The 21,616-nt window shown below is 72.0% G+C and carries 13 protein-coding genes; 4 read left to right on the top strand and 9 right to left on the bottom strand.

Annotation, left to right across the window (positions count from 1 at the left end; all coding sequences use genetic code 11):
• Nucleotides 1-45: 45 nt before the first annotated feature.
• From ACZ4AA_RS16010 to ACZ4AA_RS15990, 5 genes are all read right to left on the bottom strand, one after another.
• Nucleotides 46-3,846 (bottom strand): S8 family serine peptidase, encoded by a 3,801-nt coding sequence (locus ACZ4AA_RS16010; protein WP_467601536.1) that lies wholly within the window; start codon nucleotides 3,844-3,846, stop codon nucleotides 46-48.
• 205 nt (nucleotides 3,847-4,051) lie between these two features.
• Nucleotides 4,052-5,218: a serine/threonine-protein kinase gene (locus tag ACZ4AA_RS16005; RefSeq protein ID WP_467601534.1), complete on the bottom strand. Its 1,167-nt coding sequence runs from the start codon at nucleotides 5,216-5,218 to the stop codon at nucleotides 4,052-4,054.
• 286 nt (nucleotides 5,219-5,504) lie between these two features.
• On the bottom strand, nucleotides 5,505-8,321 hold the full coding sequence (locus ACZ4AA_RS16000) for an alpha/beta hydrolase family protein (RefSeq protein ID WP_467601532.1): 2,817 nt from the start codon (nucleotides 8,319-8,321) through the stop codon (nucleotides 5,505-5,507).
• Nucleotides 8,322-8,474: 153 nt separating this feature from the next.
• Nucleotides 8,475-11,429: a type 1 periplasmic-binding domain-containing protein gene (locus ACZ4AA_RS15995; RefSeq protein WP_467601530.1), complete on the bottom strand. Its 2,955-nt coding sequence runs from the start codon at nucleotides 11,427-11,429 to the stop codon at nucleotides 8,475-8,477.
• Between the two features lie 181 nt (nucleotides 11,430-11,610).
• Nucleotides 11,611-13,002: a lipase family protein gene (locus ACZ4AA_RS15990; protein ID WP_467601527.1), complete on the bottom strand. Its 1,392-nt coding sequence runs from the start codon at nucleotides 13,000-13,002 to the stop codon at nucleotides 11,611-11,613.
• 722 nt (nucleotides 13,003-13,724) lie between these two features.
• On the opposite strand from ACZ4AA_RS15990, the gene ACZ4AA_RS15985 reads away from it, so the two are divergent.
• Together ACZ4AA_RS15985 and ACZ4AA_RS15980 are read left to right on the top strand one after the other, a co-directional pair.
• Complete coding sequence (locus tag ACZ4AA_RS15985) at nucleotides 13,725-14,957, top strand: carbohydrate-binding protein (protein ID WP_467601525.1); 1,233 nt, start codon at nucleotides 13,725-13,727, stop codon at nucleotides 14,955-14,957.
• A 275-nt stretch (nucleotides 14,958-15,232) separates the two neighbouring features.
• Entirely contained in the window at nucleotides 15,233-16,054 is an 822-nt protein-coding gene (locus ACZ4AA_RS15980; protein WP_467601523.1) for a maleylpyruvate isomerase family mycothiol-dependent enzyme, read from the top strand.
• 36 nt (nucleotides 16,055-16,090) lie between these two features.
• Here the strand turns inward: ACZ4AA_RS15980 and ACZ4AA_RS15975 are convergent, their stop codons facing one another.
• The 3 genes from ACZ4AA_RS15975 to ACZ4AA_RS15965 form a co-directional block, all read right to left on the bottom strand.
• Nucleotides 16,091-17,962: a glycoside hydrolase family 15 protein gene (locus ACZ4AA_RS15975; RefSeq protein WP_467602455.1), complete on the bottom strand. Its 1,872-nt coding sequence runs from the start codon at nucleotides 17,960-17,962 to the stop codon at nucleotides 16,091-16,093.
• A gap of 164 nt (nucleotides 17,963-18,126) precedes the next feature.
• Entirely contained in the window at nucleotides 18,127-18,651 is a 525-nt protein-coding gene (locus ACZ4AA_RS15970) for a hypothetical protein (protein WP_467601521.1), read from the bottom strand.
• A 133-nt stretch (nucleotides 18,652-18,784) separates the two neighbouring features.
• A complete protein-coding gene (locus ACZ4AA_RS15965) occupies nucleotides 18,785-19,204 on the bottom strand; it encodes an ATP-binding protein (RefSeq protein ID WP_467601519.1) in 420 nt (139 codons plus the stop codon).
• A gap of 316 nt (nucleotides 19,205-19,520) precedes the next feature.
• On the opposite strand from ACZ4AA_RS15965, the gene ACZ4AA_RS15960 reads away from it, so the two are divergent.
• The gene (locus tag ACZ4AA_RS15960; protein ID WP_467601517.1) at nucleotides 19,521-20,291 is read left to right on the top strand and encodes a hypothetical protein; all 771 of its coding nucleotides are present in this window, start codon (nucleotides 19,521-19,523) and stop codon (nucleotides 20,289-20,291) included.
• A gap of 184 nt (nucleotides 20,292-20,475) precedes the next feature.
• On the opposite strand, the gene ACZ4AA_RS15955 is transcribed toward ACZ4AA_RS15960, so the two are convergent.
• Nucleotides 20,476-20,967: an FBP domain-containing protein gene (locus tag ACZ4AA_RS15955; RefSeq protein WP_467601515.1), complete on the bottom strand. Its 492-nt coding sequence runs from the start codon at nucleotides 20,965-20,967 to the stop codon at nucleotides 20,476-20,478.
• 79 nt (nucleotides 20,968-21,046) lie between these two features.
• On the opposite strand from ACZ4AA_RS15955, the gene ACZ4AA_RS15950 reads away from it, so the two are divergent.
• Nucleotides 21,047-21,616 carry a TetR/AcrR family transcriptional regulator gene (locus ACZ4AA_RS15950; protein WP_467601512.1) on the top strand — a complete coding sequence of 190 codons (570 nt, stop codon included), beginning with the start codon at nucleotides 21,047-21,049 and terminating at the stop codon, nucleotides 21,614-21,616.

The following is a 21,616-nucleotide window of genomic DNA, read 5'->3' as shown; positions in this document are numbered from 1 at the left end:
CGGGGCGACGTGACGGCTCGGGGCGACGGCCTCCTCACGCGGGGATCACTTCAGACCGTAGGCGCGGATCACCTCCTGGGTGACGCGGTTGCCCGCGTCGTCCCAGCCCTCTGCCTTCAGCGACACATAGCCGTGGTGCGGGGCCTCGTAGCGGGCCGTCCACGTACCGGACCTGCCCTTGGTCGCGACCGGGGTCCAGGTCGCGCCGTCGTCGTAGGAGACCGACAGCGTCGCGCCCTGGATCGTCCCGGCGCCGGCCGCGCCGGCGAGGTGGTGCGGGGTGAGCCGGAGCGTCTGGCGGCCGCCACGAGCGTCACCCGCCAGGTCCGTGTCCATGCCGTAGTCCATCTGGAGCACCGCCACCCGGTCGATCACCGTCGGGTCGGTGACCGGGTCCGACCTGACCTGCCACACCGTGTGGGTGTGGGGGGACAGGCGGTAGATGTCCGCGTCACGGTCGGCGATCAGGTCGAGGGTGTAGACCGAGGGGGTGGCCGGCGGCCGGGTGATGGTGGTGGCCGACGAGTTGACGGTCTTGATCAGGGTGCCGTCCTGGTAGACCTTCAGACTGGTCGTCGCCGGACCACTGGTCTGGATGACGCCGCCGTGGCCGTCACCGCTGTCGGACCACGGCTGGATGTTGAACGCGAGCGAGGTCTTCTGGCGCTGCGACCACCAGTAGGTGCCTCCGTTGGCGGGGTGCGTCACCGGCTTGAACCAGTCGCGGACCTGGAACGAGCCGGGCTGGTACGTGGTGCGCGTGCTCTGGCTCGACAGCAGCAACCCCGGCCCGGTGCCCGAGGTCTCCACCCACTGCGTCCCCTCCTGCGCCGAGACGTAGTCGGTGCGGGCGGCGGGCATGTCCTGGCGCAGCAGGTACCCGGAGCCGTACTTGCGGTACGGACGGAAGCCGGACCGCCACTCGCCGCTCTGGGTGGGCGTGGCGCCGTGGAACCGCATCTCCACCGTGGCCAGTTCGGACGGGCGGGGACGGTAGGTCAGCCCGGTGGACGGGATCCGGCCGGGGTGCGGGTCGGACAGGTCGTAGACGTAAGGGGAGTTGGGCACGCCCTCGACGTCCAGCCGCAGCCGGCCGCGCCTCGCGTCGGCGATCAGTGAGGCGCCGTCGCGGGCGGTCACGGAGAACACGGGTACGGCGCTGTCGGCGGAGGTGCCGACGGACTGGATCAGCTTGCCCGGCCGGTCGTTGACGACCAGCAGCAGCGCGGCCCCGGCGTCGGCCGCCGCCTGCGCACGCTGCGCGCCGGTGAGCGCGTCCGTGCGGGTCACCAGCGCGACCTTGCCCTTGACGTCAAGACCTGCGTACTCGGCGGGGGTGCCGGTCCCCGCGTACACCGCTCGCAGGCGCCTGTGTCCGTCGTAGCGCGCGGAGTTGGCCTGGGCGGCGACCCGGACGGGCCTGCCGTCGTCGGTGACGGTGAGCAGCGGCAGGGCCTTGCGCCAGCGGGTCTCGTACTCGAAGGCGCCCTGGGTCGTCTCGCGGGTGGGCAGCACGAACATGCTGTCGTAGGCGGACGCGAGCAGGTACTGCACCTCCACGACGCCCACGCCGTAGGAGTTGGCCGCCTGGCCGTCCGCGCGGTACCAGTTCATGGACAGGGCCCGGTCCTCGGTCCGGCGCGGTACCTCCGCGGTGACCTCGCGGGTGCGGCTCGCGTCGAGGTCGACGTCCCGGTCCTGGTCGAGGACGACCTCGGGGTCGCCCATCAGCGCCATGCCGAGCGAGTCGGGGCCGTGGCTGCCGGGCACGTCCTGGTAGGTCAGGAGGCTGTAGGTGCCCTCGCGCATGCGCAGGTCGAGCTTGCCGCTGTCGTCGAGGGTCACGTTGTACGGGTCCTCGGTGCTGCCGAGCCGCTGGATCTCGACCCAGCCCGCGGCCGGGTCGCCGGAGCGGTCCTTCAGGGTGATGTGCAGGGTGTGGCGGGTGTCTTCCCGGTAGAGGCCGATCTGGGTGCGGGTGAGCGTGGCGCCGGAGCCGTCCGTGGCGGTGATCTGGCCGAGGTAGCGGCGGCCGTCGGCGCCCAGGCTCGGCCTGGCGGTCGCGGTGACCGTCGCGGTGCCGTGCGCGGGCACGGTCAGGGTGTCGGCGGAGAGGGTGAACATCCCGTCGGGGGCCGGGGTGCCCTTGCCCGCGGTCGGGTCGGTGTCGTACGGGCCGCCCGCGACGGAGGCGTTCAGCGCCAGGTTCAGTACGGCGTCGGTGTCGCCTGTGTTGGTGTAGGTCACCGTGCGGTCGGCCGGCGTGCTGTCGCTGTGCGGCCAGGAGTCGATGCCGAAGTACGCCGACCCGGTCGCGGTGACCGCGGCGGAGAGGTCGACGCGCCCCGAACCCACCTGGTACGTCGTGTAGTTGGGCAGTTGCTTGGACGTGCTCATCAGCGCGTCCTTGAGCTGCCGCGCCTTCCAGTCGGGGTGCTCCTGGGCGAGGATCGCGGCGGCGCCCGCGACATGCGGGGTCGCCATGGAGGTACCGCTCATCGACTGGTACCAGCCGGTGGCGACGCCGGGGGCGGAGATGTCGGGCTTGAGGGCGTAGTCGTTCAGGCGGGGGCCCTGGGAGGAGAACGACGCCCGCTTGTCGTTGGCGTCCACTGCGGCGACGGTCAGCGCCTCGTCGGCGACGCCGGGGCTGCCCATGCTCGCCTCGCTGCCGGAGTTTCCGGCCGCGATCACGAAGAGCGCGCCGCTCTCCTCGGTGAGCTTGTTGACCGTCTGGCTCATCGGGTCGGTGCCGTCGGACGGGTCCGAGGAGCCCAGGCTCATGCTGACGACCCTGGCGCCGTGCCCGACGGCCCACTCCATGCCGGCGATGATCCAGGAGTCCTGGCCGCAGCCGCTGTTGGAGAGCACCTTGCCGATCATCAGGTCGGCGCCGGGCGCGACGCCCTTCTCGGCGCCGTCGGAGGCGGCGCCGCTGCCACCGACGGTGGAGGCGGTGTGGGTGCCGTGGCCGTGGCCGTCCTCGGTGGTCTCGCCGGGGACGAAGCTCTGCGACGCGCTGATCCGGCTCGCCAGGTCCGGGTGGTGCGAATCGGCGCCGGTGTCCAGCACGGCGACCTTGACGCCCTTGCCGTCGAGACCCTTGCCCCAGGCGTCGGGCGCGCCGATCTGCGCGGTGCTGTCCTTCAGGGTCGCCTTGACCCGGCCGTCCAGCCAGATCTTGGACAGGCCCTCGCCGAGCCGGGGCGCGGCGGACGCCGATCCCTCCTTCGGGGCCCGCGCGAAGGCACCGGTGGCGGAGGCCGCAGGGGCGACGGAACGCCACAGCTTGCGGGCCTGCTTCTTGGCGGTGCGCACGGAGGTCGCGTGGATGGCGGGCAGGTCGCGCACCCGGGTGGCTCCGTCGGGCGTGGCCCGCGCCGAGGGTGCCGACTTGGAGCCGTAGCCCAGGATCAGGGGGATGCCGTCGCTGTGGGCGTCGTCGTAACCCTGCTCGATCAGGGCGGTGACGTCGAACAGCCGCCGGTCCAGCCGGTTCGCGGCCAGATAGGGCAGGACTTCGTCCGGGTAGACGTAGAGGTCGCCGCCCACGGTCTCGGTGCGCACGCCTCCGAGAGCGCCGGGCGGGCGGGTCACATCGGCGGTCTGCCGGTCTCCGGCGAGGCCGTCGACGCGTACGACATCGCCGGTGAGGAGGGTGACGGTGTGCTGTCCGGATCCGGTGGCCTCAACGGGGCTCGCCTTCGCCGGGGCTGAGGAGGTGTCAGCCGCGGCGAGGCCGGGCGGCGAGGCCAGGGACGTCAGGACCGCGAGGGTGCCGGCCGCGGCCGCGAGCGGCCTTCGGCTGCCTCGGCTGCTTCGGCGGGGAGGTATGCGGGAGGTCATGGAGCGTTTTCTACCGGCCCCGGACCTGCGCGGGGAACAACGGCCCGATGGCACGAAAGCGCCACGTCTCACATGTGCCAGATGGGCGAACTCCCCACAAACACAGGGGAGTTACGCCAATCGACGCACCCGAGGCCGGGCTCGCGGCCCCACCGCCGGGACCGCCCCTGGGTCACCGCCTCCGACCCGTCCGACCCGCCCGCCCTCACGAGCCGGCGGGAGGGCCGTCCGGGGTCGTGGCGGCGGGCGAGGAGGAGTTCACCCCGCCGGTCGAACCGGGCCCCGGGGTCTCGGCGGAGCTGCTGTCGGGCGAGAACATCGCCACGCCCACGAGCACGGCCAGCAGGAAGACCACGGCTCCGGCGGCCGCCTGCACGAGTCTTCGCCGCTCGGCGAGGAGTTCGGCGGCCCCGGAGCGCTGACGGCGGCGCGAACGGTGGCCGCCGCCCGCGGTGTCCCGTACCACCGACGGCAGGGCGTACGTGGTCGCCGGACCCGCGGCCCTGACGTCCTGTCGGTGCCGTCCCTGCTCCGGCATCGCGGCCGGGAGCGGCTCGGGGCGCCCCTGCCAGGCACCCGAGCTGTACCAGGCGGCCGCCTGGTGCGCGGTGGGCCGGTCCTCGGGCTGCTTCGCGAGCAGGCCGAGCAGGTAGTTCTCGAAGGCGGGCGGCAGATCGGCGCCGAGCTCCCGCGGCGGAGTGGGGGTGGAGTCGAGGTGCTGGTGCAGGACCGCGACGGGGCTCTTCGCCTGGAACGGCGGGCGTCCGGTGAGGAGTTGATACAGGACGCAGCCCAGGGAGTACATGTCGGACGGCGGCCCGGCGGTCTTGCCGAGGGCCCGCTCGGGGGCCAGGTACAGACTGGTGCCGACGATCTGGCCGGTCGCGGTCAGACCGCCCGCCGGATCGTCCATGAAGCGGGCGATCCCGAAGTCACCGATCTTGACACTGCCCTCGGCGTCCAGGAGCAGATTGCCGGGCTTGATGTCCCGGTGCACGATGCCCTGCTGATGGGCGGCGGCCAGACCCGCGGCGGCCTCGGCCGCGATCCGCGCGACCCGGTCGGCGGGGAGCGTCCCGGCGCCGGCGAGGACACCGGCGAGGCTGTCGCCCTCGACCAGTTCCATCACGAGGAACAGCCGGTTGTCGTACGCCCCGAAGTCCAGGACACCCACCACGTGACGGTGGTTGAGCAGACCCGCGGTCTGGGCCTCCAGACGGAACCGGGCCGCGGCCGTCGGGTCGGCGTCCTGGGAGAGAAGCAGCTTGACGGCCACGGACCGGCCGATCATCTCGTCGTGGGCCCGCCACACCTCCCCCATCGCGCCCCGCCCGAGAGTGGTCTGGAGCCGATACCGCCCCGCTATCAGCACTTGTGCTTCATCCTCACGCCGTTGGTGTTCCGTCGATCGCCACGGCTCGATGCCCTGCCGAGCATGAGTGATCATCGGGGCGCCGCAGCAGGTTGAGCCTACTGCCAACACGGCGGTGATCAGACGCGGTTCACCTCAGGGGGCAAGATCACGGACAACCCCTCCGCCCTGCCACCGGACCCTGACCGAACGTGACGCGGGCACCCGTGACGAACGAGGCCGGTGGGCCGGCCCCGCTCGGCGAGCGGGGCCGGCCCACCGGCGCGGGCGCGCGGGTCGGCCGAGGTCACACCGGGTCGTGCACCGTGCCCGTGAACTCCGGGCCGTCGTGCCGCGTGCCGGTGCGGTCGTCGTAGAAACGCAGCCGCAGCCGTACCGTCTCCGCGGGCTCGGTCAGGGTGTCCCTCGCGGTCGGAACGGTGATCCCGGCGCTCGTCCGGCCGGGCGGGATGTCGGCGTACAGGAAGAGTCCGCGCAGCCGGGACAGCGGTCGCGACGGCAGGGGCGTCTCCGCGGAGTACGTGGCCAGCCAGTGGGAATCGACGTCGGTGGTGGACAGTTCGACGCCGGAGGTGACGGGCAGGACGACGACGTCGGCCGAGATCTCCACGTCGGCCGCCGCGGAGAGCGACACCCGCCAGGTCAGGTTCCCGCCCTCGGTGGCGTCGGCGGCCGCCGGGGTCACCTCGACGGTGGGCGCCGGATCGTCGTTCCGCGCGGTGACACCGCCCCGGTAGGCACCGGTCACGGTGCCGTGGACCGCCTTCACGAAGACGTCGTGGGACACGTCGTAGCCGTAACGCGTGTTGCCCCTGACCTCGATCGGCACCACGGGCGCCGGGCCGCCGGGCCGTACGGTCACCTCGCGCGTGGTGGTCCGACCCGTGTCCGGATCGGCGACGAACAGCCGGACCGTGCCGCTCCCGTGCCCGGTGACCGTCACCGGGACGTGGTAGGTCCGCACGCCCGTGTCGCCCTCGGCGACGGTCGTCCGGCCGATGTCGACGCGGGCCAGGTACGCGGCCCGGACCACGGGGGTTCCGGCGCGCCATCCCCATGAGTCGATGAGCCACGCCTTCCCCGAGCCGGTGCGCGGGACGATCTCCAGGGACTTCACCCGGCGCAGATCGACTCCCGCGCGGCGGGCGGCGGCCAGCGGCAGCCTGACCTCCTGGCCCCAGTAGGAGGCGGTGCGGTCGGTCCCGGGCAGGCCGTCCACGCGGATCCGCCCCAGGGACGCCCGCCGGCCGGAGGTGTCGGTCAGCCCGATGTCGAACCGGGTGCCCCTGGAGTTCGGCGGAACGATCAGGCGCATCGCCAGCGCCGTGGAACCGGCGAGCGGGACAGGCCTCTCCGGCCGGACCCGGACCGGGGTGCCGGCGGCCGTCCAACGCAGAGCCACGGCACGCCGGCCGGGCTCGGGCGAGGGCGCCCACGAGGCGAAGTGCGGCGAGACGCCGCTCCCCGCGGAGCCGAGGCAGGCCGCGGAGACGACCTCGGTCACCTCCTGGCACAGCTTGCCGCCGTCGACGGACACCCGCCCGTCCGGCAGGAACGCCGGGGTGCGGCGCCCGCCGACCGCGTGGGTGAGCACCCGCGCGGGACCGGCGGAGGGCGCGCGCCGGCCCGAACCGTCGAGCAGCGGCCGTACGCGGTCGTCACCGGCGACGAACAGCCGCGCCGCCGCGGCGATGTAGGTCGCGCCCGCCTTCTGCTGCTGACGGGCCGTCAACCTCGTCGCGGTGCCGGGGGAGCACACCCGGTCGGGCGCGTTCCCGCTCCAGAAGTCGTCCTCCGCGGGCGCCTGGGCCTGGCCCGGTGTCCATTCGCTGTTGAAGAAGTTGTGGTCGGCGCCGACCATGTAGACGGCGCTGTGCAGGGCGGCGCCGCGGCTGACTCCGCGGGTCGCGTCCACGTACATCTCGCCCTGGAGATCGGACACATCGCCGTCGCAGCCGGGCAGGATCGTGGCCGAGGGAACGTCGGGCGCGGGGTTCTGTCCGAAGAGGGTGGGGCCGATGAGGAGGGTGCCGCGGATGTGCCAGCGCACCGGGCCGCGGTAGCCGTCCTGGCCGGCGGGGGCACGATAGAGACTGTCCATGGCGGCCCGGTTCACCCCCTCACCGCCGCGCGAGTGGCCGACGAGCAGGACCCGTGCGAGGTCGGCGGGGGCCGTGCGCCGCACGATCGGAGGCGCGGAGGCCGGGTGCGCGGACCAATCCGCCCAGCGGGCCAGGTGCTGCCGTACGAGGGAGGACCGGGCCTGTGCGCCGCCGTCCTCGGCCGCGTAGTCCTGTCCGTTGACGCCGTTGGCGGCGATGGACACCGTCACGTATCCCTGGGAGGCGAGCAGTCTCTGGTCGGCGAGATATCCGCGGTAGCTGGGGATGGACCGGGCGCCCGCGCGGCAGGGCCACTCGCCGCCGGTGTCCTGACCGCGGCCGGTGTAACAGGTGGCGTGGCGGCCGTGCAGGAACAGGACCAGCGGCCGGTGTCCGTGGGCGTTCGTGGGCGCGACCACCACGGCGCGCATCTCCACGGGTTCGGCGAGGCCGGGCAGCCGGACCGAGGGGAGCTCGTAGTCGCCGGTGGCCGTCCGGTAGGAGCCCGGTCTGCCGGGGTCGACCGCGTTCACCGGTAACCGGGCCGACGATCCGGCCGACAGACCGGGCCGTCCTCCGGGCCCGACCGGCGCGGCGGGCCGGTCCTGTCCGGCGCCCGCCGCGTCCAGGCGCCGTTCACCGGTCCGCGCCTGGAGGTCGGGCCGCCCGCCGAGTGGTGCCGGGCCGAGGGTGAGCCGGAAGGTGCGGCCGTCCGCCGTGCCGGCGGGGCGGCCGAGGAACCTGTCCCCGGAGTAGAAGGCCACCCCCGAGTCGCTGACGGGCACCGGCCGGTCCGCGCGCCAGACCAGTTGCCGCGCCGCTCCCCGGCCGGTGACGCTCCACCCGGCGGGAAGCCCGCCGTCGGCGTCGGCGGCCGGAACCGGCTGCGCGGACCGCGCGGAACCGGCTGTGTTCTGTTGTGCCTGGGTCGATCCTGGCGATCCCGCGACCGCTGCGATCAGCACCGCAGCGGCCACACCTATGCGCCGGACACGGAACAAGGTTCTTCTCCTCCTGGTCGGCATACACCCCCGTCGCCCCGTCGGTCCCGAAGCGCTCCCCCGCCCCACGAGGACGGAAGAGAATGCCGGAGGGTTGCCTCCTGCCCGTGCCGTGCGTACGGTCCGTGTCCGCACGCACGTCATGACGACGTGTCATTCGTCCTGGGGGCAGAGGAAGTTGAGGGAGGGGCCCCAGCGCGTCACCGGGTCCTCCTTCGCGGCGACGGCACCGCACGTCAGGTCGGTGATCCTGGTGCCGTCCCCGGTGATCTCGCGGATGTCGATCTCCTTGTCCACCGGGTACTTGTGTCCCTTTCCGAAGGTCATGATCCCCGACTCGCCCACGTAGTCGGTGACTCCGGTCGACTGGAGGAAGGTGACCACGGCACTGGGGGTGAACTGCGGGTCGGTGACGGCGATTTCGTTCATCACCTTGAAGAAGACGTTCAGCGCGTCGTAGCCGGCGGCGCCGTCGCTGTCGGAGGAGACCCCGTAGTCCTTGCGGAACTCGGTGCCGAAGAAGCCCTTTTGATCGGGCAGGCTGAACTGGTTGTAGAAAAGGCTGAGTGAGCTGTACTGCTGCGCCATCAGTTCGGGATGCAGCACCAGGCTGGGAGCGGCGCTCTCGGCCATCACGGCGATGCGGCCCTGGTGCGTACGGCACTGTTTGTCGTTCTGGAGGTAGTAGAACAGGTCGTACATGACACTGGCCCGGCCCGCGTAGAGGACGAAGCCGTCGGTCCTGTGGATCAGCGCGCAGACCCCGGCCGCCACGGAGGTCGTCTGGCTGTCGTCGCCCGATTCGCTGTACGGCACCGGGTAGACGGGCCCCGCCGAACCGTAGGCGTCGGTGAAGCGCTTCTTCAGGTCCGCGCTGAAGTAGGTGTCGTGCGGGTCGAAGACCAGGACCGCGGCGGGGGCGGTGTGCCCCGGGCGGACCTTGGTCAGGGCCGCCAGCCGGGGTGAGCGCCGGGCGAAGGACGCCATGACGCGCGCGACCCGTTCGTCCGGGGCCGAGAGCTGGAAGTACGACACCGGGGAGTCGCCCTCGACCATGGGCTGGCCGGACACGCCGGTGCCGAGGACCGTGACGCCCTGGGCGTCGAGCTCGACGGCGGCCTGGAGGGACTCCGGACGGCTCTGGGTGAGGCCGATGACGCCGGCGACGTGGTCCCGGTGGATGCGGTCGACGATCATGCGGGCCACGTCGACCCGGCTGTGGTTCGTCCGGTTGAGTCCGCCGTGCGAGCCGAAGCGGAAGTACTCGCCCGCGTTGGCCATGAGCAGCCGGATCGGCATCTGGGACTTGAGGTGCAGGCCGTTCGCCTCCTTCTGCGCGAGCAGGGCGCCCCGCAGCATCTGGAAGCCCGTGGGCACGGTCCTGCGCGAGGTGGAGCCGACGCTCAGCGGAGCGAAGAAGACCAGGGTGCGATACGGCCCGGACCGGTCGACCTCGGCGTTCTGGCGGCCCAACCGCTTTTCGAGAGTGCGGAGTTCGTCGGCGTACAGGCCGTGGGCGAGGTCGCACCCGTCGCTGCCGTCGGTGATCCCGACTCGTTCGCCCGTACCGACCCGCGGACACCAGGTGTCGGTGGCGGCGGCCACGGGCCGGGGTGCGGGGCGATGCCGTGTCCCGCCGAGCCCCGGCACCCGCGTCAGTCCGGCCGCGACCACCGCGAGCACCGCCAGCACGGCGACGGCGGCGACACCGGGACGCAGCCAGTCGCTCCCGCGCCGCTCGCGGGAGCGCACGGTCCGCTGCACCGCGGGCCGTTCGGCGCTCGTCCCGTTGTCCGGTACCCGGGACAGCGGCACCGCGCGCACCGCTTCGACGGGCTGACCGCAGGCGCCCGCGGCGAGTACGGAGGCCACCGCCTGCGCGGTCGCGCCGTAGGTGCTCGGGCGCGCGTTCTGGCTCGGGACGGCGGGCCGGGGCAGGCCGACCGCGTACGGCGGGATGTCCGCCGTGGCGGCCGCGAGCACCAGCAGGGGGCAGGTCACGGTCTCCTCGGCCACGGCGGAGAAGGAGTTCAGGAGCTTGCGGCTCGGGGAGTCGTCGCCGCCGACCGTCGGCAGCAGCAGGACGAAGGGCCAGCGCCGCCGTGGCCTGCGCGCGCTCCACACCGGCGGCCGGGCGGCTCGCGTCAGATCGTGGATGAGCGCGGTCAGCAGGACCTGGCGGACCACGGCCTCGTCACGGGCGGACACGGCGGACACGGCGGACCTGGCCGAGGCGGCCGGGGCCCCGGCCGCCGCCGGTGCTTCGCGGTCGGCCCGGTCCTGGGCCCGGGAGCGCAGGTGGGCGTCGCGCAGGGACAGGGCGGCGTTGAGGAAGCTGCGCCCCGGTTCGTCCAGCATGCCGCCGACCCACCGGAAACGGGCACCGCGGTCGACGCGTACGCCGTAGGACCACCGCCACAGCCAGGCCAGCGGTGTGGTCACCAGTCTCGTGATGGCCGACCACTGCCGGGCGCCGAGTTCCTCGCCGAGGGCGCTGACCTCGGCGGCGAACCCGAACTTCCAGGCGTACTTGTCGTAGATCCGGTCGCGCAGCGCCCGTCGTTCGTCCCTGACGTCCCCGTCGACGATGGCCGCGCGCAGCACCGAGAGACAGGCGTCGAACTCCGTGAGCCGCAAGGTGCCGGAACCGTCCGGCATGGTGGCGCGCAGTTGTCTGGCGACCCGGTCGAGCAGGCGTACGTGGGGGCCGTCGCGCCCTTCGGCGTCCTCCCCCGGGTGGTCGCAGGCGAGCAGTTCCTCGTCGACGATGGCGTGGGGCGCGAGGCTGGCCAGATGGCCCGTCTCGCCGCTGTTCAGGCGTACCAGGCGGTGGTGGTAGACGTGCACCAGGGCCGAGAGCGCCGGGTCGGGCTCTCCCTGCCCGGTGTCCCGCGCGGCGGCTCCGGTCGTGGTGGTGCCCACCGCGGTCGTCCCGGCCGCGGCCTCGCGGGTGAGGAGCAGGGCGGGCAGCCGGTGCCGGGCGCTCCGCTGTCGGTGGTGGATGCCGGTCCGGCGGTCGATGACGTACCGGTCGATCGCTCGGACGATGTCGTCGAAACCGCTCGGGAGGACGAGATCGTTCTCGTTCGTCCGATGGTGCTGCGGCACGCGGGTCCTCCCGGATGCTGAGAAACAGGAGGCGAGCCTAGGAATTTCCGGGCGTGTTCACGGCACTTTGCTGCTAAAAGGCACTCGTTGAGCGATGACGACCGTTTGCCGTTCGGATCGGACACGGGCGGCCGGACGGGCCCGGCGCCGTGGCTTCGGCGCCGGGCCCGCACCGTGCGGGTCAGGGCTGGAGGGGCATGGTCCAGCAGTTGGAGACGGCGCGCCTGCCGGCCAGGCGGTCGGTCAGCCAGGAGATGGCGTCGCCCTGGTCGGTCAGGAGGGGTGCCATGTGGTTGGTGAGCAGTTTGTCGCCGAGGTTCGGCAGGATGATGGCGTCGTACGTGATGTCGGCGCCCTTGCGGCACCAGTCGACGGCGAGTTGACGTGCCTGGGCGTGCGGGACGATGTCGTCCTGGACGCCGGTGACCACGCGTACGGGGCTGGTCGGCTTGAGCTTGCCGATGCGCTGGTTCTCGAGGGTGTTCTGGAGTGCCGGGATGTGGTCGACGAGTTCGCTGACGGACTCGCCGTCCTTGGTCCAGGACGTGCTGCTCCTGAACGCATATCCGAGGATGGCGTCGCCGACGCACATCGTGGAGAGGTCGTTCAGCGCCGCCTTCCCCGCGGAGTTGAGGTTGGCGTCGGCGACGGCCTGGAGGTCGGGGTCGGCCTGGAGGAAGCCGTTGAGGGACCAGCCCAGGGCTCCGGCGAGGGCGCTGCCGTCGATGCCCTTGATGACGTCGGTGAGGTTGGCGGGCGGTGCGCCGGCGTAGGTGCCGGCGAGGGTGATGTCGGGGGCGTAGGTGGGCTGGAGTTCGGCGGCCGAGGCGCTGGCGCCGCCGCCCTGGCTGTAGCCGTAGAGGCCGACGGGCGAGCCGGAGGTGACCGACGCTCCGCTCAGCCCGCGGGCGGCACGGACGGCGTCGAGCAGTGCGTGACCGCCGTCGAGGCGGTTGACGTACGTGTGGAGCCGGTCGGTCGCGCCCAGCCCGACGTAGTCGGTGACGACCACCGCGGCGCCTTCGGACAGGAGCCGGTAGATCGCGAGGTCCTCGTAACCGACCGAGACGGTCTGGCCGTTGAGGGTGATCGGGTGCTGGAGGCCCAGGGAGGCCGAACACTGGTCGCCCTGGCCCATGGTGCCGGGGGCCACGGCCACGAGGGGGCGCGGACCGTCCCCCCGCCAGTCGGCCGAGGGCTCGATGTAGGCGCCGGTCACGGCGACGGGACGTCCGTTGGAGTCGGTCGACTTGTACATCAGGCGGGTCGCGGTGCCGGGGAGCGGACCGTCGAGGCCGGGCAGGCTGAGCGCGAGCGGGAGGGGTTCGCTGCGGATCAGGGCGCCGTTGGCCGCGGGAAGGTTGGTGGGCGGCGTGTAGAACGCGGGGATGGTCACGCCTCGCGAGACCACGGCGTCCGCGGCCGCCGCGGGAAGCGCCTGGACGCTCAGACAGGCGAGGACCGCGATGGCGGTGGCGAGGAGGCGGCCGCCGTCGCGTGCGGCGGGCCGGGGGCTCGTGGCGGGCGAGGACCGCTTCGCGCCGGGGCGCCGGCCGGACGTCGTTCGTGGCATACGCGTGCTGTGGGGTCGTTGCATGCGGCTCACTCCTGCTTCGTCAAAACGTGGGGGTCGTGCGGGCGGCCGACGGCGTCAAGGACGTGACGCCGGTGCCGGCCGGGGAGCCGGCCGGGCCATCGGCGCGGGACCGCCGGTGACGTTCCGGGCCGGTGAGGGGGAAGGGCGGCACTCGGATCCGGACGCGGGCAGGGCGGGACCACGCCGAGCCGCGTCGCGGAGGTGGACAGGACGAAGGCGCCGTCCGCGCGCCGTCGGCCGGGCGGCGCGTGGTACGGCTTCGACCCGAGCGTCGTACGACGCCGGGCGAGGCAGTGTGGTGTGAGGGGTCTGTTCGGCGGAGCCCGAGGGCTCGTGGCTGCGGCTTCGCCGTTCGGCTCTGTCTCCCGTTGTTCCGTGCCGCCTTGTTCCTGTGTCCTCGGCAGGGACGGACGTCGAAGTCCCGTACGACGCCTGTTAGTTACTCCCGAGTCATACTGGAGAGTAGGAGCGGATGTCACTCAGTGACAAGATGTCTGCGTGCGTCATTTCCGGGCGTCGAGTCAGAGCCGGGGGCCGCGCGGAAGCACGGTGGGAGCACGGGGAGCGCGGCGGGAACGGCCGCCGGGTAAAGACTTCGCCTGGTCTAGTCCAAAGACCGATTTGGTCTAGTCCAACATATTGACGTGATCGCGACAGAACCCGGAAGCTGGGGCCTCCCCCACCCCTCTGGAGGCACAGTGAGACGTCTTCGCGCAGCTCTCGGCGCGGCCGCCGCCGTGAGCCTGGCCGCGGTCGGCACGACCGCCCTCGTCGCGGGCAGCGCCTCGGGCGCGACCACCGCGCTCAGCAACCGGTGGTACGCCGCCGCCCCCTATCTGATGCCGATCGACAACGACCCGCCGGACGCGGCCGCCATCATGGACGCGACCGGCCTCAAGGCGTTCCAGCTCGCCTTCGTCCTCGCTCCCGACGGCGGCGGCTGTTCGCCCACTTGGGGCGGTACGGCGGCGGTCTCCTCGGACACCGCCGTGCAGTCGGTCATCAACACCATCCGCGCCAAGGGCGGCGACGTCTCGATCTCGATCGGCGGCTACGGCGGCACCAAGCTCGGCCAGACCTGCTCGGACGCGGCCGCCACCGCCGCCGCCTACCAGCAGGTCATCACCAAGTACGGTCTGCACGCGATCGACTTCGACCTGGAGGAGCCGGAGTACGAGAACACGGCGGCCGTCAGGAACGAGATCGGCGCCGCCAAGATCCTCCAGCAGAACAACCCGGGCCTGTACGTGTCCGTCACCACGGCGGGAACCGCGGACGGAACCGGCTGGTTCGGCAAGCAGATGCTGCTGGAGGCGAAGTCGCAGGGCTTCACCCCGAACAACTTCTCCATCATGCCGTTCGACGGCGGCTTCAACGGCGCCGCGTCCCAGACCAGCGCACTCGCGGGCTTCAACTCGATCCTCCAGTCGACCTTCGGCTGGGACCAGGCGACCGCGTACGCCCATGAGGGCTTCTCCGGGATGAACGGCCGTAGCGACAGCGGCGAGTACTTCTCCCAGGCCGACTTCCAGACCGTGCTGGACTTCGCCACGAGCCACAACATGGACCGCTTCACCTTCTGGTCCCTCAACCGGGACCGCCAGTGCTCCCCCGCCGACAACGGCGGCCGTACGTCGGGCACCTGCTCCAGCGTCGCCCAGAACCCCTGGGACTTCGCGAAGTACTCGGTGAAGTTCGCCGGTGCGACCCCGCCCACCGGCACACCGACCCCGACGCCCACCCCGACCCCCACCCCCACGCCCACGCCGCCGGGCAGCCCCTGCAAGACGGCGTGGAACGCGGCCACGGTCTACACCGCCGGGAACGAGGCCTCGTACAACCACCACAACTGGAAGGCCAAGTGGTGGACCCAGAACGAGACGCCGACCGGCGTCGACTGGGGTCCCTGGCAGGACGAGGGCACCTGCTGACAACCGACCGGGGCCGGACGGGAAACCTCACCGGTGTCCCGTCCGGCCCCCTCGGCTTCCGGGCGTGCGGCCACACCGGGCACCGGGCACCGGCCCCGGGACGAATGACCGCTTTGCCCTCGACATCCCGCCGTCTCCACACGTTCTCCCTGCTCAGGGTCTTGCCGCCGCCCGCGATGCCTGGTCTCCTGTACGACCGGTGTGCACAAGGCGCCCCGCCGCCGCACGGTCGCCTCCGGCCCGGTGACGCGGGGCCGGCAGAAGAGGCGGACGACGTGGACTCAGTGACGGGGCAGGACGTGCGCAGGCCGCTGCCCGAAGGGCTGGGCGCGGCGATCCACGGGACCGCCGCGGAGATCGCCGCGCTCCTCGGACCCGGCACCGACATGGCGCGCCGGATCCCCGGAGCCGAGTGGAACGTCGGCGAGGCGGCCGCGCATCTGGCCCTGGCCAACGAACTGATGGCCCACATAGCGGCGGGACAGTCACGCCCCTACGGGGACGGCACACCGAGCAGTCTCGCCAAGGCCAACGAGCGTTCGCTGGCGGAGTTCACGGAGCGGCGGGCCGAGCCCCTGGCCGCGATGATCGTCGAACACGCCGACGCCTGCGCCGAAGCCCTGGACAAGGGCTCCCTGGAGGGACAGGTGGTCACTCCGCTGGGCACGATGAGTCCGCAGGAGCTCGGGGCGTATCTGCTCACCCACATGCTCGGCCACGGCTACGACCTGGCCCGCGCCCTGGGGCGGCCGCACATGATCGACCGGACCCGGGCCGCGCTGACCCTGCCGTTCCTCCTCAGGGCGATGCCGCGCGTGGCCGAACCGCGCACCACCGCCGGCATGAACGCCCGCTACGTCGTACGCCTGTGGGGCGGCGGTGCGTTCGGCGTGACGCTGACCGACGGCGTGGTGAGCGTCGACGAGCGGCCGCCGGCCGGCCCTGACTGCACCATCTCGATCGAGCCGGTCACCTTTCTGCTGATGGCGCTCGGCCGCCAGGGCCAGTTCAGCCCCCTGCTCCGCGGCCGCATTCTCGTCCGGGGCCGCAAGCCCTGGCTCGCGCCCCGCTTCCCCGGCCTGTTCACCGCGCCCTGAGCCGAGGACCGGCGGCGAGCGCCGGGTCCGCGGGCGTCAGCCGAGCCTGCGGTCGAGGTTGAACGCGGCGCTGATCAGGGCGAGGTGGGTGAAGGCCTGCGGGAAGTTGCCGCACTGTTCGCCGGTGTGGCCGATCTCCTCCGCGTACAGGCCCAGGTGGTTGGCGTAGGTGAGCATCTTCTCGAAGGCGAGCCTGGCCTCGTCGAGCCGGCCCGCACGGGTGAGTGCCTCGACGTACCAGAAGGAACAGATCGAGAAGGTGCCCTCCTCGCCCTTGAGGCCGTCGGGGCTCGTCTGCGGGTCGTAGCGGTAGACCAGGGAGTCGGAGACCAGGTCCTCCCCCAGGGCGTCGAGGGTGGCGAGCCATTTCGGGTCGGTCGGGGAGATGAACTTCCCGAGCGGCATCATCAGCAGCGAGGCGTCGAGGACGTCGCTGTTCTCGACCTGGGTGAAGGCGTTGCGCTCCTTCGACCAGCCCTGGCTCATGATGCGCTGGTAGATCGTGTCCCGGGCGTCACCCCAGCGCAGGACGTCGGCGGGCAGACCACGGTGCCGGGCCAGCCGCATGGCGCGTTCGATGGCCACCCAGCACATGACACGGGAGTAGAGGAAGGGTTTGCGGCCCCCTCGGGTCTCCCACACTCCCTCGTCGGGCTGGTCCCAGTTCGCGCACACCCAGTCGACCAGTCCGCGGATGTTGTCCCAGTGCGCGCTGGAGAGGGGCTGCCCCCATTTGTCGTAGAGGTAGAGGCAGTCGACGAGGGCGCCGTAGATGTCCAGCTGGAGCTGGCCGACGGCGCCGTTGCCGATCCGCACCGGAGCGGAGCCGCGATAGCCCTCCAGATGGGTCAGCTCGCGTTCGGGCAGGTCACGGCGCCCGTCGATGCCGTACATGATCTGCAAGGGGCCATCGGGGCCGACGTTCTCCGGTATGCCCGTCTGGACGTGCTCGGACAGGAAGCCCATGAAGGCCTCGGCCTCGTCGGTGAAGCCGAGGCGCAGCAGCGCGTACACGCAGAAGGCCGCGTCGCGGATCCACACGTAGCGGTAGTCCCAGTTGCGCTCGCCGCCGATCCGCTCCGGCAGGCTGGTGGTCGGGGCGGCGATGATGGCGCCCGTGGGGACGTAGGTGAGCAGTTTCAGGGTGAGGGCGGAGCGGTGGACCATCTCCCGCCAGCGGCCCCGGTAACGCGACTGCGACAGCCAGTGCCGCCAGTAGCGCACGGTGGCCTTGAAGTCCCGCTCGGCCTCCGTGACCGCGCAGAACCGCGGGGCCACCTCGTCGGTGATCCGGTCCAGGGCGAAGACCGCGGTCTCCCCCTCGCTCAGTTTGAACAGCGCCCACACGTCCTGCCCCGCGACCTCGATGGGCACCGTGGACGTCAGGGCCAGTCTGAGCGCGGGCGTGGTGAAGACGGCCTGGCCGGAGTCGACGTGCACGGTGTGCGGGACCGTCCCGTAGGCGAAGCGGGGGGCCACCCGCGCGCGAAAGGGAAGGGTTCCGCGGACGCACACCACACGGCGGATCAGACGGTGCCGGTCGGCCTCGCGCGACCCGTCGACGACCGGCATGAAGTCCTGGATCTCCCCGACCCCGTCGTCCGCGAAGAACCGGGTGATCAGCACGTTCGTGTCGGGGAAGTAGAACTGCTTCGTGCGCGCCGGGACGTCCGCGGCGAGTTCGAAGCAGCCGCCCTTGTCGGCGTCCAGGATCGAGGCGAAGACGCTCGGCGCGTCGAAGCGCGGGCAGCAGTACCAGTCGATGGTGCCGTCGGTGCCGACCAGGGCCGCGCTGCGCAGATCGCCGATCAGGCCGTGGTCGGCGATCGGCAGGTAGCGGGGGCTGCCCGTGCCGTACGGGCCGCCGGGCGCGCCATGGAGTCCGTCCTCGCCGACAGCGGAATACATGTCTGCCGTACCGGCCATACCGGCCTCCTCTGGGCCGTCACCCGAGCCTCCCCCTCCGCTCCAGGCTAACCACTCCCGCGAGGTCCGGGGGGTTCGGACGTACGGACCCGGGGCGCGCACCGGGTACGGCGTACGGACGCGGGGTGCCGCGTCCAGCAGCATGCTCAGTGCTTCAGGAGGACCTTGGCCGCCACGATGATCAGTCCGAGGGCCAGGTTGACGAAGCCCTCGGCGACGATCAGCCCGAGGGTGGCGCCGGCGCGGACGGCGCCGAGGCACGCCCACATGACCTGCTGGGCCACCGCGACGGCCAGGGCGATCCACAGGCCGGTGTTCGCGCTCATCCCGAACACCGCGCTGAGGGCCACGGCGACGGCCGGGAGGGTGGCCGCCTCGACGATGGACCACTCGTGCGTGCCGATCCGGCGGATCTGGCGCAGGGACCAGGGCCGGCCCACCATGCGCTCCCCAGCGAGGTGCGCGTAGACATGGGTCGCCCAGAACACCACTCCGGTGACCTCCAGCAACACGACGGCCTCGAGGCGCGGGTACTCCCCCGTCGTCCCGGCGGTGGCCACCACGGAGGCGGCCAGGATCGAGCCGTAGATGGCGCCGGCGTAGTCGGTTCGGTGACGTGCCGGCCTGACCGTGCCGTCACCGTCCTCGGGCGGAACGCTGGAGCCACTCACCCGGCCAACGTAGGCGGCACGGCACGGCGCCGCCCGGCGGGTGGGCCGTCCGGGCACACCACGCGCCGAGCGGCGGGTGGGCTCCGGGCGGGCTCGCCGTGCGCCGCAGCCGGTGGCAGGGGGACAGCGGGCCTCAGCCGTCGGCGCCGCGCTCCCGGGCGGCGGCCGGGCGGAAGCACGCCGTGACCGTCTTGCCGTGCCGCTGGCACTTCATGCCCCACTCGTCGGCGAGCATCCGTACGATTCCCACCCCTCGGCCGGACACCGCTCCCGGCTCCGGGTCCCGCTGGAGCGGCAGTGTGGGGTCCTCGTCGTGGACGCTCACATGCAGGCACTCACCGTCCCAGGTGAGGACGAGACGCGCGTCGCTGTGGGCGTGGACATGGGCGTTGGTGAGGAGCTCGGACACCGACAGCACGACGGCGTCCACCGTCTCGGGTTCGTCCGCCGTCCACGCCAGGGACTCGAGCTGCCGTCGGGTCCAGCGTCGTCCGGCGCCCACCCCTCCCGACACCGGGAACGAGTGCGCCCAGCCCATCGCCTTGACCGCCATCGCCCGACCTCGCTTCCGCTCGTCCTGTCCGGGTTCTCCCGTACCCGCCGTGTACCCGCGAGCCGCCCGCGCAGTCGGCACCGTCGCCGATGGCGGGAGTCAATTCCGGTGGACGACCCGAACTCCCCTTTGGGGCGAACCCGCACGCGAAGGGAACAACGGGCCAACAGTGTCCGTACTATCTGTTAGCCGGGGCATACGCATCATGTGCGGTCGCCCAGCCACGCAGCCCGGTCCACACCAACACGCCCCGCACCACAGCACCTTCTTCCCGGTGTGTTCATGTGCCGACCGCGCGCCTAAGAAAGGTCCCCTCGTGCCCGAGACCAAGACTCCCACCGAACTGACATCGCAGTACACCGCCCAGGTGGACGCCGACCTGGAACGCAACACCAAGGAGCAGGAACGCGTCGGTGCGGAAATGGAGGCGCTCCAGGAGCAGTTGAACGCCCTGCGGCACGACCACGCCGTCCTCACCAACCTTCAGCAGGCACTCGGGGCCGCCGGCGTCGTCGCCGGGACCGCTCCCGAACCGGCGGCCACCGCGGTGCCGCGTCAGAAGACGTCCGGCAAGTCCACGGAGCGCAAGGCCCCGCAGGGCAGGACCGCGGGAGCCAGGTCCGCCGAGGACAAGACCGTCGAGGACAAGGTCGCCGGCGGCAAGGCCACGGCAGTCAAGTCCCTCGGAAGCAGGCGTTCGCGGGCCAAGAACGCCGACGGCGCGAAGGCCACCGCGGCACGGACGCCCTCGGCCGCGAAGCCCGCGTCCAAGGACGCCTCGGCACAGCCCACCCTGATCGACCTCATCCGCCGCTACCTCACGGATCAGCGGGAACCGCGGTCCGCCGCGGAGGTCTCGACGGCCCTGGGCCAGACCCATCCCGAGCGCCGCATCCAGACCAATGTCGTCCGGACCACCCTGGAGAACCTCGTGGCCAAGAGCCATGCCCACCGCGCCAAGCAGGGCAGTTCGGTGTTCTACACAGCGGTCGACGCCGCGGAGCCGTCGGCGCCGTCGACCGCCGCGCAAGAGCCGGCCAAGGGCGAGCCGAAGGTGAAGGCGGAGGCGAAGACCGCCGACGCCTAGGGAGCCCCAGGCACATCAACCCCGCTCCCGCGTGCGGGACTTGCGCCTCGCCCGGTGAGATCCGGTGCGGTTCGGCGGAGTCCGTCGAAGGTCGGTGGAATCCGGCGAGGTTCGGTGGAGTCCCGTGGAGCACGGTGTCACGGCCGCGGCGTTCGCGCCGCGGCCCGCCGCCGTGACGCACCCCTCAGGCCGTCACCTTGTCGATGAACGCGGCGAGGTTCACCACGGTCCGCCGGATCTTCTCCTCCAGGGTCAGCGACTCGCGGAGCCGACCTCCCATGCCCGCGTCCTTCTTCCCCCGCACATACAGCGAACAGGCGAGGTCGCTGCACATGTAGGCGCCGACCGAGTTGCCCTGCTGCCCGGCCTTTCCCGCCTTGGGGGCAACCATCAACGAGACACCTCCGGTGTGGGTGGTCACACACATGGAGCACATGCTGCGCCGCAACTGCCCCACGCTCGCGCCGGGGCAGCGCAGCGCGAGGCCCTTCAGACCGTCGTCCAGCTCGGCAACGACATAGGCGCGGTCGGGTGCCTGCGGGTCCCGCCAGCCGAGGAAGTCGAGGTCGTCCCAGGGCCGGTCCGCCAGGTCGCGCGGCACGGAGAGACGCTTGGCCTCCCCCTTGGTGCAGTTCACGAACGCGGCACGGATCTCTTGCTCGGTCAACGGCTTCATAGGTCTCACGGTAATTTGCCTAAATGCTTTAGGCAAATGCATAATCAGTTACGCCAGGGACACGAAGGGCAGGTAGGCCATGGGCCGTGCGGGACTGAACGCCGAACGCCTGACGCGGGCGGGGGCGGAACTGGCCGACGAGGTCGGCTTCGACCAGGTCACCGTCTCCGCACTGGCCAGGCGGTTCGACGTCAAGGTGGCGAGCCTCTACTCGCATGTGAGGAACTCCCAGGACCTCAGGACCCGGATCGCCCTGCTGGCCCTGGACGAACTCGCCGAGAGGGGCGCCGCCGCGCTGGCCGGACGGGCCGGACGGGACGCCCTGACCGCCTTCGCGAACGTCTACCGCGACTACGCCCGGGAACACCCGGGACGCTACGCGGCCGCGCAGCTGAGGCTCGACCCGGAGACGGCCGCGGCGAGCGCGGGCGTCAAGCACGCGCGGATGATGCGGGCGATCCTGCGGGGCTACGACCTCACGGAACCGGACGAGACCCATGCGGTCCGGATGCTGGGCGGCATGTTCCACGGCTATGTGAGCCTGGAGGCGAGTGGAGGATTCAGCCACAGCGCCCCCGACTCGGGGGAAAGCTGGGCGAGGATTCTGGACGCCCTCGACGCCCTGCTGCGGAACTGGCCCGCACCCTGA

It is taken from the genome of Streptomyces sp. NPDC024698, from assembly GCF_055559015.1.
This window is presented reverse-complemented; position numbering and strand designations above follow the sequence as displayed.

Bases quoted from the DNA above. Each gene is read 5' to 3' on its own strand.
- ACZ4AA_RS16010 (WP_467601536.1), bottom strand. From the start codon at position 3,846: ATGACCTCCCGCATACCTCCCCGCCGAAGCAGCCGAGGCAGCCGAAGG.
- ACZ4AA_RS15955 (WP_467601515.1), bottom strand. From the start codon at position 20,967: ATGAAGCCGTTGACCGAGCAAGAGATCCGTGCCGCGTTCGTGAACTGC.
- ACZ4AA_RS15975 (WP_467602455.1), bottom strand. From the start codon at position 17,962: ATGTATTCCGCTGTCGGCGAGGACGGACTCCATGGCGCGCCCGGCGGC.
- ACZ4AA_RS15965 (WP_467601519.1), bottom strand. From the start codon at position 19,204: ATGGCGGTCAAGGCGATGGGCTGGGCGCACTCGTTCCCGGTGTCGGGA.
- ACZ4AA_RS15950 (WP_467601512.1), top strand. From the start codon at position 21,047: ATGGGCCGTGCGGGACTGAACGCCGAACGCCTGACGCGGGCGGGGGCG.
- ACZ4AA_RS15990 (WP_467601527.1), bottom strand. From the start codon at position 13,002: ATGCCACGAACGACGTCCGGCCGGCGCCCCGGCGCGAAGCGGTCCTCG.